Here is a 14774-nt window from a genome sequence, read left to right as displayed (position 1 = left end):
GGCCGATGGCTGACGATCTCCGCAAGCAGTTCCTGGAAGGCATGAGCCGCGCGGCGACCTTCGTCGCCGTGGTCACCACAGACGGAGAGGCGGGCCGCTTCGGCGTTACGATCAGCTCGCTGACATCGGTCTCCGCAGACGGCGATCGGCCGTCGCTTCTGGCCTGCCTGCATCACCAGAGCCCGGCCGCAGCAGCGGTGCTGAAGAACCGCAGCTTCTGCGCCAATCTCCTGCACGAGGGGCAGCACCGGATTTCCGATCTCTTCGCGGGCCGCACCGTGCCCGGGGATCATGCCGGGCGTTTCGACGCGGTCGACTGGGCGCCGGGTGCGCTCGGGCAGCCGGTTCTGGAGGGTGCGACGGCGAGCTTCGAGTGCCAGGTGGCCACCTCCGTGCTTTGGGAAACCCACTATATCGTCGTCGGACGGGTCTGCTCGATCCGCCTCTCCGACGATCCGGCAGCCCTTCTCTACGGCCAGCGCGCCTATCGGCGCGCGGTTCAGCTCGCTTGACGTTAATCAAACGTTGCATCCGGCCTAAAATAGACCATGAATAGACAAAAGCCGGCAAAAGACCGGTTTCAAGAAAGAACGGGAACAGCAACCACTGCAATGGAGAGGACAGTGACTGACATGACGTCTGCTGGGGTAAACCAGCTTAGAAAGAATTCACTCGGCCTGATCGCGGTGACCTTCATGGTCATCTCGGCGGCCGCACCGCTCACCGGTGTGGCCGGCGCCATGCCGCTCGCCTTCCTGCTCGGTAACGGGGCGGGCATTCCCGCCACCTTCGTGCTGATGACCGCAATCATGCTGGCCTTTTCGGTCGGCTATGTGGCCATGTCCCGGCACGTGACCAATGCGGGCGCCTTTTACGCCTATGCCGCGCGGGGGCTTGGCGGGCGGGCCGCCGGCGCCGTCGCCATGACCGCGGTGGTGGCCTATAATGCCATGCAGTTCGGCCTGATCGGCCTCCTGGGGGGTGTCGCTTCCGGCGTTTTCGCCGGGTTCGGCATCGAATTGCCCTGGTATGTCTGGAGCCTGATTGCCATCCTGCTCGTCGGCATCCTCGGCTATCGCCAGGTGGATCTCTCCGCCAAGGTGATGATCGTGCTCGTGATGCTGGAATATCTGATCGTGCTTCTCGTCGATTTCGCCATTCTCGGCAAGGGCGGCGCGAACGGGCTGGCGCTCAACATCTTCGATCCGGTGGCCTTCAATTCCGGCTCGCTGACGGCGGCCGTGCTCTTCTGCCTCGGCTCCTTCATCGGCTTCGAGGCCACCACCATCTATGCCGAGGAGGCTCGCGACCCGGACAAGACCATTCCGCGCGCCACCTATCTCTCGGTGCTGATGATCGGCGTCTTTTTCGTCTTCACCACCTGGCTGATGATCGTCGGCACGGGGGCGGACAAGATCGTGCCCACCATCGGCGCCCTGTCCGACCCGACCACCTATTTCTTCGACCTGACGGGCCAGTATGTGGGCGGTCCCTTCCCGGCCATCGCGGGCCTGCTGCTGGTGTCGAGCCTCTTTGCCGCCATCAGCGCCTTCCACAACTACATCGCCCGCTACAGCTATGTGGCCGGTCGTGAAGGCCTGCTGCCGGAGGCTTTCGGCCGCACCCACGATGCCCATCAGAGCCCGCATATCGGCTCCGTGGTGCAGACGGTCATGGCGTTGATCGTGCTGGGCATCTTCGCCGGTCTCGGCCTCGATCCGGTGCTGAACATGTTCACCTGGATCAGCCAGGTGGGCACGCTCGGCGTGCTCGGCATGATGGCGATGACCTCCCTTTCGGTCATCGTCTTCTTCCAGAAGAATGGCGGCGGCGGATCGGTGATCTCGACGCTGATCCTGCCGGCGGTTTCCGGCCTGATCATGGCCGCGCTCTTCGTCTACATCGCGGTGAATTTCGGCGATCTCACCCAGACGACCGGCGGCGTGCTCGGCATCGTCCTGCCCGCGCTCATTCCGCTCGCCGCACTCGTCGGCGTGGTGATGGCCGGACGGCTGAAAGCCCGGGATCCGGCTGCTTTCGCGCGGATGGGCGAAAACCGCTAGGCCACAGGCTTCCTTCCCCGGTGCGCCGCGCGCACCGGGGAAGACCCAACAATACCATCGAATATATAAAATTTTAAATATACATTTTACATTGTGTAATAATATTAAAGATACATCTGGCTGCACGGACAAGAAACAGCCCTGGCCAAATATCTGCCCGACCGGCGTTTTCGCTGAGGCCCTTCTTCCGGACTATCGCGCAAAGCACGTCTTGAACGTCCAAGGAAAAATCTGGCCAGGAGCAAACGCATGAAGACGATCCTCGTCGTGGACGATTCCACGCTCATTCAGTGGTCCCTGAAGACCACGCTCGAAGGGGCGGAATATCGGGTCGAATCGTGCCCGGATGGCCATGAGGCGATGAAGCGGATCGATGGCGGGCTGCGCCCCGATCTGATCCTGACCGATCTCAACATGCCCCACATGAACGGCCTCGCGCTCATCAAGGCGGTTCGGCAGAAGCTGCGCTTCACGCCGATCATCGTGGTCTCCACGGAATCGCAGATGGGCAGCAAGGAAGAGGCGAAGCGCGCGGGTGCCACCGGATGGCTGGTCAAGCCCGTGCAGCCGAACGAGCTGTTGCGCATCATCGCGAAAGTGCTGCCTGAAATGGCCTGACCGGCCAGCCGGCAGTCTCCGGAGTCTCTCCTCGGGAAAGGTATCAGCACGGTTTTCCCGACTTTATCGAGCGCTAAAAGGCCCGCACTCCCCGGAGAGCGGGCTTTTTAGCGTTTCCCGGCGGCAAGGATTCAGAGCGTGCGAAGGAGGGCGGGCAGGCCTTCCAGATCGGGCTGGACGATCAGGTTGACGGTGGGAGTAAGCCCGTGCAGGTTGCGGCCGCCGACGATCATCAGAATATCGGCCGGCAATTGCGCCCTCAGATCGGCCAGAGGGCGCGCGAACGCCTCCGGCGTCATCATGATGATGCTGACCATGACCACGTCGGCCTTCAGGCGGGATGCGGAGGCCGCAATGTCCCGGATCGGCAGGGTGGGTCCCATATAGACCGCGTCGATGCCCTCCAGACGGGCCAGCAGGGCGGCCGTGAGCGCGCCGAATTCGTGGCTTTCCCCTTCGAGCGTCGTCACCACCGCCTTGCGGGCGCCCTCCGGCACCGTCTGGTCGAGCAGGCAGGTCAGAAGCACCTGACGGAGGGCCACCGAGAGAATATGCTCGCTTGCGACCGGCAGCCGCGCCTCGCTCCACATCATGCCCACCTGACGCAGCAGCGGCACGACGGTTTCGAGCAGCCAGGGCCGGAGCCCCTGGTTGCGCAGCCGCACCCGCAGCAGCCCGGCGATGCGCTGACTGTCGAGCAGCAGGGCGGAGTCGATGATTTCCTTCAAGGGTTCCTGCGGATCGGACCCGTGCGAGAGCGCCGCGAGCGCCTCGATGGAGAGATCGGCGATGGCGCCGATCCGGTGGCCCGCATCCACCGCCTTCTTCAGCCGGCGCAACCGCTCGGCCTGTTCCGGACTGTAGAAACGCCGGCCGGCCGCATTGCGCCGGTCGGGCATCAATCCGTAGCGCCTTTCCCAGGCATGCAGGAGGTTGCGGTTCAACCCCGTCAGTTTCAAAAGCTCATCGAGCGCGAGAAGGCTTTCGCCGTGGTCGTTCTCAATCATGTTCTTCCAGGCCATGGGCTTTCGCGGGCACCGCCCGTCCGGTCCCTGCGTCGCGCGGAAGATAGCGCTTTTTCAAACGCTTCGCCAGATCGTGCCGGCCTCGCCATGACCGGCACGGGTGGAGTGTCCGAAACTCAGTTCGGCAGCACCTGCTTCACCACCTTCAGCAGGTCGACCGGGGTGACCGGCTTCGTGAGCCAGCCGGTGGCGCCGAGCTTCTTCGCCTCGTCGCGTTTCGACGCCTGGTTCTCGGTCGTCAAGGCGAGGATGGGCGTGAAGCGGAACATCTGGCGGGCATTCTTGATTAGGTCCAGCCCGTTCATGTTCGGCATGTTGATGTCCGTGATGATCAGGTCCGGCTTCTGCATGGCCACCTTGAGGGCGGCGACGGCCTGCGCGCCATCGGCTGCGCTCTGGACGCGATAGCCCGCGCCTTCGAGCGTGGTGCGCAGAAAGGAGACGATCAGGGGGGAATCGTCGACGACAAAGACGTTTTTCATGTCAGTTTTCCTTCGCCTTCGGGGTGAGCTGGCGAATGCATTCGGCCAGGAAGGGATCGTTGGGGAGAGGGTCAATCGGACGCGGCGCGGCGGCCAGCGCCTGAAGGACCGCCGTGTGCAGGTGGTGGACCCCGGCGCAGGACACCGTGGCCTTCTTGTGGCTGGCCAGCCAGCCATAGAGCGTTTCGGCATCGTCGACGACGACATCGCCCGTCAGCGTCATGCGGGATTTGGTGGCCTTAAGCGGCATGCATCAACTCCTTCAGATCGAGCACCAGGAGAACGCTGCCATCGCCGAGCAGGGCACTGCCGGCAAAGCCGGCGAGCGCGGACAGCGGTCCTTCGAGCGGTTTGAGAATGACATCGGTGGTCTGGGCAAAGCCGTCGACCATCATGCCGACCGTCGCCCCATTCACCCGGGCGACGAGTACGGCATATTCGCCTTCGGCATTGGCGAGAGGCGGTTCGGGCAGCGACAAGAGCTCGTCGGCGCCGAAGAGCGGCACGATCCGCCCCCTGAGCACCGCCACGCGGCGGTCCTTGATCACGTGGATTTCCGCGCGGGGGACGCGAACGGTCTCCACCACCATATCCATCGGCACGCCATAGCGCTGGCCGTTCATCCGCACCATCAGCACATGGGAAACGGCGACCGAAAGCGGCAGCGTCAGCTGGATGCGGGTGCCCGTTCCCTTCTCGCTCGTCAGGCGAACCTGGCCGCCGATCTTCTCCAGGCTGTTCTTCACCACATCCATGCCCACGCCCCGGCCGGACAGGCTCGACACCTGGTCGGCCGTCGAGAAGCCCGGCGCGAAGACGAGCTGGATTGCCTCCGCATCGGTCATGCTTTCCAGGCGCGCCTCGTCGATGAGCCCCTTTTCGAAGGCCTTTCGCTTGATGATGGCGGGGTCGATGCCCTTGCCGTCATCCTCGATGACGATCACCACCCGGTCGCCTTCCTGGGTGGCGCTGACCAGGATGCGGCCTTCCTCCGGCTTGCCGGCGGCGCGGCGCACTTCGGGCCGCTCCAGCCCATGGTCCAGGCTGTTGCGGAGAATGTGGATCAGCGGATCGCCGAGCGATTCCACGATATGCTTGTCCGCCTCCGCATCCTCGCCCTCGAGCACCAGCCGCACCTTCTTGCCGAGCTGACGGGCGACATCGCGCACCAGCCGCGGGAAGCGCTGGAAAACCGATCCCATCGGCAGCATGCGCACCTGCATGATGCCATCCTGCATGTCTTCGGCAATGCGGTTGATGACCGCGAACTGGGCCTTGATCTCCCGCGCCAGCTCCCGCGAGCCGTAGACGTCCTCGGCCTTGCTGGCGAGATAGGGAAGGGCATTCTTGGCCACCACCATTTCCCCGATCAGCTCCATCAGCCGGTCGACCTTTTCCTGCGGCACCTTGAGCACGCGGGCCGTCTCGCCCGGCACCCGGGCATGTTCGGTGCCGCCATCCTCCGTGCGCCGCAGGCCGCCGGCTTCGGGGGAGGGATCGGCCGCGGCCTCGTCCACAGCCGGCGCTTCGGCGACCGCTTCTTCCGCCTCGGCGAGTTTCCCGTCGAGCAGGAACGCGAGGGGCAGGAAGCTGCCCTCGGCCTCGCAATCTTCAAGAGCCCTCTCGATGTCGGCCAGCGCGGCGTCCAGCGAGCGGGAGCGGAACAGCGACCGCAAGGTGTTGCCGATCGCCTGCAGGCGGCCCGCCCATTGATCGTCCGGAACAGCGATATCGAGAAGCGCCCGCTGGGTCTCGACAATGCGGCAGAGAAGCGGGTCGCTTTGGCCATCGAGCGACCAACCGGTTCCGGCCCCGGGCTCCCGGTCGTCCGGAAGGGGCAGGTCTGCGGCCGCCGTCTCGGACGGTGCCGTGAAGTCAGGCATCTCGCCGGTCTCCAGAACCCGGATCAGCGGCCTTATCTCTGCGGCCGTTCCGCCGCACCGGACCAGCGCCTCGATCCCGTGCAGGACGGAGGCGGCCCGAAGATCCGGGTTCAGCATGTCCAGCATGGCCCTGGCGGCCTCGCCGAGGCCCTGCAGATCGTCCCGGGCCAGCAAACCCTCCGCTTCGGCGAGGAACGTGGCCTTCAGGCCGTCTTCCAGACCCTCTTCGCCCACGGGCCGCGCCAGCGCGACCCGGTCGAGCGGATAGAGGGCGACCTGCTCCGATACATAGCGGAAATGGTCTTTCAGCTCTTCCCGGGAGGCGAGGCTGAGCGCATGGATCTCGATATTGGAGCGGTAGACATCGATGCTCTCCTGTCCCTCATAGGGCTCGATCAGCGCGAGGTGGAAGAGCCTGAGCTCCGGCACGCCCCGCAGCAGAAGAAGCGGGTCTTCGCCCTTGAAGAAACAATCGGGCTCCGGGAGATAGCGGATACCCATCAGCCGTTCGCCGGCCTCGGCAAGCAGTGCGAGGCGCTCCGGTTCCGGGAGGTTCCCGATCCAGTCCAGCCTTTCGGGGGGCGCGATCTGGTCGGCCGAGGCCTCTTCCGGCTGGATGGCGTTCGGGTCCGGTTCCGGCAAACGCGCGCGCAGTCGTTCGATCTGGGCCTCGGCCTCGTCGGTGAAGGTATCGGGGATCGAGCCCGTGGCCTCCACCATCTCGACCATGCGCTGGATGAAATCCATCGAATCCAGCAATTCGTCGGTCAGGTCGTTGTCGATCGCGAGTTCGCGGTCGCGCACCTTGTCGAGCAGATCTTCGGCCGCGTGCACGACGCGGGTGAAGGTCGGCAGGTCGAACAGGCCGGAATTGCCCTTGAGCGTGTGGACGGCGCGAAAGAGCTCGTCGACCACGCCTTCGTCGTCCGGCTGCTTTTCCAGCGCCAGCAGGGCCTGGCCCATCCGCTCGAGAATGTCGTGGGCATCGTGGATGAATTGCCGGAGAAGCTGGGGCATCAGCGGCCTCCCGTCATCAGCGAGGCGACGCCGATGAGGTCTTCCGGGCGCGTCGGCTTCACGAGATAATAGTTGGCGCCGGCGGCATAGGCCCGCTGCCGGTCCTTCTCCTCCGCCTCGGTCGAGACCATGACGGCGGGGGCCTGGTGGATATCCGTACGCTTGCGCACCTCGCGCAGGAAGGCATAGCCATCCATTTTCGGCATGTTGACGTCCACGACGAAGAGGTCATAGGGCTTGGTCAGCGCCTTCTCGACCCCCTCGATGCCATTGATTGCCTCGTCGACGCTGAAGCCGGCCTCCTCGAGCAGGGAGCGGTGATATAGGCGTACCGTGGATGCATCATCGATGATGAGAATTGATTTCATGGTCGGGCTCACAACGGCTTCTGGTAAACGATGGCGTCCTTGAATTTGCGGACCTGGAACAGGTCGGAAATCCGGCTCATGGATTCGGAGTGGCCAAGGCAGATGAAACCGCCGGGGCTCATGGCATTGTAGAAGGTCTCCGCCGCGCCGCGCCGGGACGTGTCGTCGAAATAGATCAGCAGGTTGCGGCAGAAGACCACGTCGATATTGCGGAACGGCCGGGTATCCAGCGGGTCCAGCAGGTTGACCCGCGAGAAGTCGATGGAGTCGGCCAGATCCGGGTCGATGCGGTAGGTGCCGCCGGGCTGGCGGGTGAAGTATTTCCGCAGCACCGCATTCGGCAGATGCTGCACCGAGCGCTGGGTGAAGACCCCGCGCGCCGCCGCCTTCAGGACTTCGGTGTCGATGTCGGAGGCGAGGATTTCCACGTCGAAACGCTCGAGCTTCTTCCAGTGCTCCAGCAGGTAGATCACGATCGAATAGGGCTCTTCTCCCGTGGAGCAGGGCAGGGACCAGATGCGGATGGGCTGCCCGGGCTGCTTGTGGGCCGTCACCTCATCCATCAGGGAATTGACCAGGCAGTCGAACTGGTAGGATTCCCGGAAGAAATAGGTCTCGTTGACCGTCATGCTGTTGGTCAGGGCCTGCAATTCTTCGCTGGAGGTCTGGAAGCGCAGCATGGTGAAATAGCTGCGGAAGCTTTCGCTTCCCGTCGCCTCGATCCGTTCGATCAGGCGCTTGTCGACAAAATACCGCTTGTTGTCCTCGAACAGGATCCCCGTTTTCCGATAGAAGAACTCCCGGAACTTGTGGAAATCCTCGTGTCCAATGGTGAGGTTCGACATGAGGGATCAGGCTCCGATCCGCTTGATGGCATGGGAGGCGGCAAAGCGCACATAGGGTTGGTCTGCGAACCGTTCGGTGACCCCGGTCAGGGCCTCCATGGCCGCTTCGGTGCCGACCTCGCCCAGAATGTCGAGTGCGGTGGCCACCACATTCACGTGGCGGTCCCTCGAGATGACGTCGATCAGCCAGGTTTCCACATCCGGATGCTTCAGGGCCTGAAGCACGTTGACGGCGAAGATGCGCACGTCGGAATTGGCATCGCCCAGCAATCGCCGCATCTGGGGGCCGACGTCGTCGGGCAGCGCCTGGAGAATTTCGATCACGCTGTTGCGCAGCGCGGCATCTTCGGAGGAAAGAAGCGGCAGCAACCGCTCCACCGCCGCCGCTCCGCCGGTGCGCATGATCGCCACCGCCAGCGCCTCGCGCGTCGGAACATGGGTCTCGACGGCAAACCGCTCGCAGAGCGCCAGGGCAGCGCCGGCCTGGCCGTGCAGGCTGCGCGCCGCCGCCTGTCGCCGGTGCGGCTCCTTGGCATCCAGTTCCGCGACGGCCGTGACCGGATCGAGCGGCTGGAGTTCCCCGGAAGGATCGCCCGGTATGGCCTTCATTTTTCTGAGAGGCATGATCGTCTCCTACCTGACCCATTCGATAATCTTGGAGGCCACCCCGCGTGACGGCAGCACGACCGAGGCGCCGCCCATCTCGATCAGCTCGCGCGGCATGCCGAACACGATGCAGCTCTCTTCGCTCTCGGCGATGGTGCGTCCGCCGCGCCGCTTCAGCTCCGCCATGCTTTCCGCACCGTCGCTGCCCATCCCGGTCATCTGCACGCCGAGGATTCTTGCCGCTGGCAGGATCTCCATGGCCGAACTGACCAGCACGTCGACCGACGGGTGCCAGGGATGGCGGGGGGATTCCGGCTTGTTGATCGCCACCATCATGCCGTTGCGCAGGCCGACCGCCAGATCCGTGCCGCCCCGGGCAACATAGACCGTTCCGCGGGCGATGCGTTCGAACTGCTCCGCTTCCTTGACCTCCAGCGCGCAGAGCCCGTTCAGACGCCGCGCCAGTGGCCCGGTGAAGGAGGCAGGCATGTGCTGCACCACCAGCACCGGCCAGGGCAGGTCGGCGGGCAGGTGCGGCAGAACCTCCTCCAGCGTCTTCGGACCTCCGGTGGAAATGCCGATGATCACCAGGCCGTCCGGCAGACCGGCGGCCCGGGGTCGGGCGACCGTCACCGGGGCTGGCGCCGGCGCCGGCGCAGCGGCCGCGACCGGCATCGGCCGGGCGGGAGGGGCCGGCATCGGGGCGTCCACGCGAGCCCGGGCAACAGCGGCGCCCGGCCGCGCCTTCAGACGGGCGCGGGCGGCGGTCGACACTTTTTCCACCAGGCCTGCCGCCACGCTGTCGAGCGAAAGCGAAATGGTGCCGCCCGGCTTCTCGATGAAATCGACGGCCCCCATGGCCAGCGCTTCCAGCGTGGCCATGGCGCCTTTGGAGGTGAGGGAGGAAACCATGACGACGGGCGTCGGGCGCGCCGTCATGATCTGCGACAGGGCGGTGAGCCCATCCATTTGCGGCATGTTCACGTCGAGCGTGATCACATCGGGCGGATTGTTCAGCACTTCCCGCACGGCATCCACGCCGTTGCTGACGGTGCGTACATCCATGCCGGCGCCCTTCAGCAGGGTGCTGAGATGCTTGCGCATCAGGGCGGAGTCATCGACAACCAGAACAGCGGTCATCCCCGGCTCTCCCCTCAAGCGACCTTCGCCAGATCGGCCATTTCCGTGCCCGAAAGCAGGGCGGCCGGATCGACCAGCATGATCATGCGACGCTGTTTCTCCAGATTGGCGACGCGGCCCAGAATCTTCTGCTGCTCGCCGGAGAGCTTCGGCGCCGTATCGATGGCTTGGCGCGGGATCTTCAGCACCTCGGAGACCGCATCGACGATGAAGCCCATGCGCTTGCCGTCCAGCACGTAGACCATGATGCGCTGCCGGTCGTTGCGGGCGGCATCTTCCAGCCCGAGGCGTCGCCGCTGGTCCATGACCGGCAGGACGGAGCCGCGCAGGTTGATCACGCCTTCCACGAAGCCCGGCGCCTTCGGCACATGGGTGAGCTGTTCGGGAACGCGGACGATTTCCTGCACCGCAGCGATCGGCACGCCGAACTCCTCGCTGCCGAGCCGGAAGACCACCACCTGCTCCTCGTCCTCGATAATGTCGTCGTCGCTGTCCTGAAGGTTCTGATCGTTCATGTTTTTCTCCAGATGCACGGCGTGGTTCATGGCAGACTGGAAGGATGCGGCGGCAAACATCCGCTCGGTGTCGATGACCGAAACCAGGCGGCGTCCGCCGTCCAGCCGGCAGACGGAAGCGATTTCCTCGATCCCGCCGCCCTGGGCGAGCAGGGTCGGCAGCGGTTCGACCAGATTGCGCGGCACCCGCAGCACCTCGTCCACGGTATCGGCCACCACGCCCACGGCATGGCCGTCGCCGAGGCCAAGCACCACCACCCGTTCCGAACCGCCCTCGCGGGCCAGCGGCAGGTTCAGCATCGCCCGCAGCGAAACCATGGGCAGCAGCCGCTCGCGCAGGGTCATCAGGCCGAGCACGTGCCGGGGTGCATTGGGGATCGCCACGACGCGGGAGGGCATCTGCACGATTTCCTGCACGGTGGAGATGTCGGCCGCATATTCCTGTTCCTCGACCGAGAAGGAGACGAGCTGAAGCTCGTCTACCTCGGCTTCGTCCTCCTCGGCGCTGAAGGCGCCGTCCATGACGAGATCCGACGGGGCGGAGGATCGCGTGCCTTCCAGGATGGCCGCGAATTCCTGCGCGATGATCCGCTCGAAATCGAGGACCATGATCAGCTGTCCGTCCTGACCGCGGACGACGCCGGTCAGCATCTCGTCCCGGATCGTGGAGCGGATGCTGGCGACCGGCTCGATGTCGGAACTGGCGGCGGCAATCACGCTCGAGACGCGATCCACCACGAAGCCCAGCGGGGAGCCGAAATTGATCACCAGTGCCCGGGTCGAATCCGTATGACCGACATCGGAGAGATTGAAGATGCGCCGGAGATCCACGATGGGCAGAACCCTGCCCCTCAGATTGGCGAGACCCAGCAACGAATGCGGGGCCAGCGGCACCCGGGCCAGATCGGGAACCCGGATGATTTCCTGCACCGGCCCCATGGGCGCCGCGAAAATTTCATCCTCTACCATGAAGGTCACGAACTGGCAGTCGTCCCGCTCCCGGGCCTCGTCGTCCCGGTCGATTGTTTCGGCATCCTGCATCGATCTCTCCCTCAGCTTGCGCTTTGCAATTCGTCGGCAAGCGAAGCGATTTCCTCGATGGCGGCCAGCATTTCCTCGGTGCCCTGGGCCTGCTGCTGGGCGGCGGTTGCCGCTTCGGATGCCGCCTTTTCCGATTCCGTGGCTGCAATCGCGATCTGGTCGAGACCCTGCTTGGTCTGGCCGAGCGCGGCGACGATTTCCTGTGCGCTGGCGCTGATGGCGCTCGTGCCGGTTTCCACTTCCCGGATGTCCGCCTCGATGCCGATCAGGTTTTCGGTGGTGATCTTCGCCTTGTCCACCTCTGTCAGCGCCGCTTCCACGATCTCGTCGAGATCGCGTCCGACGAGCTGGATCTGGTCCTGCACGGATTTGACGAGATCCTTGATGCGGTCCGCATTTTCTGCGGAGTCCCGGGCGAGATTGCGGATATCCGTCGCGACCACGGCGAAACCCTTGCCGAATTCTCCGGCGCGCGCCGCTTCGATGGAGCCGTTGACGGCGAGCATATTGGTCTGGATCGACACATTGGCGATCGCCTCGACGATCTTGTCGATCTTGCGGGACACGACGCCGAGATCCTTCACCTGACGAATGCTCGTGCGGGTGCCGTCAGCCGAATTGGAAATGCCGGCAATCAGTTCGTCGACGGCCTGCTTGTTCGTTTCCAAGAGGGTGCGGACCGTGCTGACGCGGTCTGCGCTGCCCTCTGCGCGGCGGAGCGCCAGCTCCGCGCCCTTCTCGATCTGGCCCATGGCGGCGGCGGCCTGGGCGGTCGCGGCGGCGGAGGTCTGGGAGCCCTTACGGATCTGTTCCAGCGCAGTCATGATCTGGCCGCCGGAGCGGTTGATGCTCTGGATGGCGGAGGACAGCTCTTCCGACGCGGAGGCCACTTCCTCGGCACTCTTGGTGATGTCGGAGGAATTCTTCAGGTCTTCCGCAAGCTCGTTCAGCGACTGGGCCGTCTGCTCGCATTCGGCCAGGGCTTCGGTCTGGCTGGTCACCGCCTTGGCGGATTCCTCGGCGGCGGCGGACTGTTCCTCGGCGGCGGCGGCGATATCTTCCGCACCGCGCATGGCCTGGGTGGCGGCGGCATTGGATTGCAGCGCGGCCGACGCGATCTCGCGCGTGCCGCCCATGATTTCCATCATGTTCTGCCCGATTTCGGCGAGCTGAACCGTGACGACCTTGCCCTTCTCCACTTCACCGATCACGGTCTGCGCGGAGGTGTTGATGCCCGAGGTGATCGCCTCCACATCGGTCTGGATCTGGCCCACGAGTTCAGCGATCTGCTGGGCGCTCTTCTCCGAGGTTTCGGCAAGCGTGCGCACTTCGTCGGCCACGACCGCAAAGCCCTTGCCGTGCTTGCCGGCGCGGGCGGCTTCGATGGCCGCATTGAGCGCGAGAAGATTGGTCTGGTCGGCAATGCGGGCGACGGCCTTGACGATTTCGCCGATGTCGGCCGCCTGGCTTTCCAGTTCCTTGACGAGATGGACGGAGCCGGCCTGGCGCTGGGCGGCCACACCCACGTTGGAGATCAGGGCGCCGATATCGGCGGAAGTGCGCGCGGCAAGCGTCTGCACGGTGTCCACGCGCGACTGGCTGCTTTCGGCGAGCTTCAGCTGGCGGCCGAGGGAATCCATGACCTGACGGGTCGCGGCGAGCGACTGTTGGGCGGCGCTGCTGGCCTGTTCGGCGCCGCTGGCGATCAGCTCGGAGGCGCGCTTCAGCTCTTCGGCCGCGGAGGCGGCTTCGGCCGTGCTGGAGGCGATCTGCCCCGTGGCGGCGGCGATGCGCTCGGCGGCCTGCTGCTGCTTGGCAAAGGTGCGGGCGCGCTTGCGCTGCGCCTCCGCTTCCCGGGCCGCGGCCGCCGGCAGGGTCTTGTGACCGGTCCCGGTGCTGGCGTTCACGGGCATCGACGACGCCCCCGTTTTCTTCACAATTGGCATGGAGCGACCTCTGGTGCTGGATTGAGCCGGGAGTGCAAACTGCTGTTTCAGAATGCGCTTTCATGCCTGTTGGATAATAGGACACCGGAACCGTCAAATGCCGCTTGAAGTCATTCTCTATGAAACCTTGTGCTTATTCCGAAATGGAGCGGTTTTCCGAAAGAGGATCCGAAATTAAGCGAAAATCAATAATTTGTATTTCCGAATAAAGAGATGAAAAGGGGGTCTCGGGGCCGTTTCGAACCGGCCTGTGTCACGTCGTGAAACAGGCGGGCAGAGACGGAACGGCAAGAAATATGACTATTATCAAGGCCGTGCGGGGCCGGCCGCAAAGCCCTGGTGCAGTTTTTCCAGAAGCGCACGCATGCCGGTACCGGATTGGGACAGGCCGCCGGGGCTGTCATTTTTCAGCACATGGCCGAGCGGGTCGGCAAAGAGCTGGCCTATTTCGGTACTGTTCATGGGGTTGCGAAAAGAGGACATGCGGAAGGTGCCCTGACGGTCGAACCAGCTGAGATCCGTCTGTCGCTCGTCGAAATCGATGCCCACCCAGTCCAGGGGCGCTTCCACATGCGTTCCGGCAAATCCGGCGGCCAGCTGAAATTGCAGCGTGCATTCCCGCCCGTTGGAGCCGAACAGCAGGTCCCGCACCGAGATATGGCGCAGCAGCATGCCGATCGCCTGCCGGTCGATGCCGGCCACGGGCCGTTCCGCAAGCCAGTCCTCTTCGAGCAGCGAGGGTTCGATCAGGTCTGCGGGCACCCCCTGCCAGCCAAGCGGCGCATTGACGAGCGTTGCAATCGAACCGATGCGCCGCTCGTCGAAGGCGCGCATCTGCAATCGCCCCTCCGGATCGGTGAAGGCCACTTCGGCCCGATGGGCGTCGAAGGTCAGGGTGATGGGTGGCGCCTTGCTGCCCGTCTTCGCGCCCGGAAGCGATCCTTCCTTGAGACACAGATCCAGCCGGCCCCGACCGGCCCGGCAGGACAGGCGAAAATCGGCAAGACGCGGATCGGCGGCCAGCTGCGCCAGCGTATCCCGCGTCATGTAGACAGTTGCCGATTCCATGCGTCCACAGCCTTCCCGGAAAGGCGAGCGTATTTAAGTAAATCTCTAATTTATTTTCAAGGTACATAATATACCCTTATTTAAATACTCGTCTATAGCATTATTGCGAGTACAGTTTTTCGGGTGGTTTCCAGTTTGGCCCAACTTAAAGCAATCC

General features: G+C 64.3%; 14 protein-coding genes. 3 read left to right on the top strand and 11 right to left on the bottom strand.

Going from position 1 to position 14774, the window contains the following annotated elements:
- The first annotated feature begins 5 nt into the window (after positions 1-5).
- The 3 genes from ACT54B_RS19145 (at position 6) to ACT54B_RS19135 (ending at position 2681) form a co-directional block, all read left to right on the top strand.
- Positions 6-512, top strand: a complete 507-nt coding sequence (locus ACT54B_RS19145) for a flavin reductase family protein (RefSeq protein ID WP_476047244.1) — start codon at positions 6-8, stop codon at positions 510-512.
- Between the two features lie 120 nt (positions 513-632).
- The gene (locus tag ACT54B_RS19140) at positions 633-2063 is read left to right on the top strand and encodes an APC family permease (RefSeq protein WP_476047411.1); all 1431 of its coding nucleotides are present in this window, start codon (positions 633-635) and stop codon (positions 2061-2063) included.
- Positions 2064-2312: 249 nt separating this feature from the next.
- Positions 2313-2681, top strand: coding sequence for a response regulator (locus ACT54B_RS19135; RefSeq protein ID WP_476047243.1), 369 nt, complete (start codon positions 2313-2315; stop codon positions 2679-2681).
- A gap of 131 nt (positions 2682-2812) precedes the next feature.
- Here ACT54B_RS19135 and ACT54B_RS19130 read toward each other — a convergent pair whose 3' ends face one another.
- The 11 genes from ACT54B_RS19130 to ACT54B_RS19080 all read right to left on the bottom strand — a co-directional run bounded on the left by ACT54B_RS19130 (position 2813) and on the right by ACT54B_RS19080 (position 14617).
- On the bottom strand, positions 2813-3688 hold the full coding sequence (locus ACT54B_RS19130; RefSeq protein WP_476047242.1) for a MerR family transcriptional regulator: 876 nt from the start codon (positions 3686-3688) through the stop codon (positions 2813-2815).
- A 134-nt stretch (positions 3689-3822) separates the two neighbouring features.
- Positions 3823-4188, bottom strand: a complete 366-nt coding sequence (locus tag ACT54B_RS19125; RefSeq protein ID WP_476047240.1) for a response regulator — start codon at positions 4186-4188, stop codon at positions 3823-3825.
- Position 4189: 1 nt separating this feature from the next.
- Positions 4190-4438 carry a hypothetical protein gene (locus ACT54B_RS19120; RefSeq protein WP_476047238.1) on the bottom strand — a complete coding sequence of 83 codons (249 nt, stop codon included), beginning with the start codon at positions 4436-4438 and terminating at the stop codon, positions 4190-4192.
- Positions 4428-7088, bottom strand: coding sequence for a chemotaxis protein CheA (locus ACT54B_RS19115; RefSeq protein ID WP_476047237.1), 2661 nt, complete (start codon positions 7086-7088; stop codon positions 4428-4430). The genes ACT54B_RS19120 and ACT54B_RS19115 overlap by 11 nt, the downstream gene beginning before the upstream one ends.
- Positions 7088-7456 carry a response regulator gene (locus ACT54B_RS19110; RefSeq protein WP_476047236.1) on the bottom strand — a complete coding sequence of 123 codons (369 nt, stop codon included), beginning with the start codon at positions 7454-7456 and terminating at the stop codon, positions 7088-7090. Before ACT54B_RS19110 ends, ACT54B_RS19115 begins: the two co-directional genes overlap by 1 nt.
- Positions 7457-7464: 8 nt before the next feature.
- A complete protein-coding gene (locus ACT54B_RS19105; RefSeq protein ID WP_476047235.1) occupies positions 7465-8301 on the bottom strand; it encodes a CheR family methyltransferase in 837 nt (278 codons plus the stop codon).
- 6 nt (positions 8302-8307) lie between these two features.
- Complete coding sequence (locus ACT54B_RS19100) at positions 8308-8925, bottom strand: HEAT repeat domain-containing protein (RefSeq protein ID WP_476047233.1); 618 nt, start codon at positions 8923-8925, stop codon at positions 8308-8310.
- A gap of 9 nt (positions 8926-8934) precedes the next feature.
- Positions 8935-10047, bottom strand: a complete 1113-nt coding sequence (cheB, locus tag ACT54B_RS19095; protein WP_476047231.1) for a chemotaxis-specific protein-glutamate methyltransferase CheB — start codon at positions 10045-10047, stop codon at positions 8935-8937.
- 14 nt (positions 10048-10061) lie between these two features.
- On the bottom strand, positions 10062-11603 hold the full coding sequence (locus ACT54B_RS19090; RefSeq protein ID WP_476047229.1) for a chemotaxis protein CheW: 1542 nt from the start codon (positions 11601-11603) through the stop codon (positions 10062-10064).
- Positions 11604-11614: 11 nt separating this feature from the next.
- Entirely contained in the window at positions 11615-13549 is a 1935-nt protein-coding gene (locus ACT54B_RS19085) for a methyl-accepting chemotaxis protein (RefSeq protein WP_476047227.1), read from the bottom strand.
- A gap of 306 nt (positions 13550-13855) precedes the next feature.
- Positions 13856-14617, bottom strand: a complete 762-nt coding sequence (locus tag ACT54B_RS19080; RefSeq protein ID WP_476047226.1) for a hypothetical protein — start codon at positions 14615-14617, stop codon at positions 13856-13858.
- Positions 14618-14774: the final 157 nt, after the last annotated feature.

This window comes from Gellertiella sp. DMC107 (genome assembly GCF_056313605.1).
Note: the sequence above shows the minus strand (reverse complement) of the source record. Positions and strands in the feature narration are given on the sequence as shown.

Excerpts from the sequence above, each read along its gene's own strand:
- ACT54B_RS19145 (WP_476047244.1), top strand. The coding sequence starts at position 6 with ATGGCTGACGATCTCCGCAAGCAGTTCCTGGAAGGCATGAGCCGCGCG.
- ACT54B_RS19140 (WP_476047411.1), top strand. The coding sequence starts at position 633 with ATGACGTCTGCTGGGGTAAACCAGCTTAGAAAGAATTCACTCGGCCTG.
- ACT54B_RS19135 (WP_476047243.1), top strand. The coding sequence starts at position 2,313 with ATGAAGACGATCCTCGTCGTGGACGATTCCACGCTCATTCAGTGGTCC.
- ACT54B_RS19130 (WP_476047242.1), bottom strand. The coding sequence starts at position 3,688 with ATGATTGAGAACGACCACGGCGAAAGCCTTCTCGCGCTCGATGAGCTT.
- ACT54B_RS19125 (WP_476047240.1), bottom strand. The coding sequence starts at position 4,188 with ATGAAAAACGTCTTTGTCGTCGACGATTCCCCCCTGATCGTCTCCTTT.
- ACT54B_RS19120 (WP_476047238.1), bottom strand. The coding sequence starts at position 4,438 with ATGCCGCTTAAGGCCACCAAATCCCGCATGACGCTGACGGGCGATGTC.
- ACT54B_RS19115 (WP_476047237.1), bottom strand. The coding sequence starts at position 7,088 with ATGCCCCAGCTTCTCCGGCAATTCATCCACGATGCCCACGACATTCTC.
- ACT54B_RS19110 (WP_476047236.1), bottom strand. The coding sequence starts at position 7,456 with ATGAAATCAATTCTCATCATCGATGATGCATCCACGGTACGCCTATAT.
- ACT54B_RS19105 (WP_476047235.1), bottom strand. The coding sequence starts at position 8,301 with ATGTCGAACCTCACCATTGGACACGAGGATTTCCACAAGTTCCGGGAG.
- ACT54B_RS19100 (WP_476047233.1), bottom strand. The coding sequence starts at position 8,925 with ATGCCTCTCAGAAAAATGAAGGCCATACCGGGCGATCCTTCCGGGGAA.
- cheB (WP_476047231.1), bottom strand. The coding sequence starts at position 10,047 with ATGACCGCTGTTCTGGTTGTCGATGACTCCGCCCTGATGCGCAAGCAT.
- ACT54B_RS19090 (WP_476047229.1), bottom strand. The coding sequence starts at position 11,603 with ATGCAGGATGCCGAAACAATCGACCGGGACGACGAGGCCCGGGAGCGG.
- ACT54B_RS19085 (WP_476047227.1), bottom strand. The coding sequence starts at position 13,549 with ATGCCAATTGTGAAGAAAACGGGGGCGTCGTCGATGCCCGTGAACGCC.
- ACT54B_RS19080 (WP_476047226.1), bottom strand. The coding sequence starts at position 14,617 with ATGGAATCGGCAACTGTCTACATGACGCGGGATACGCTGGCGCAGCTG.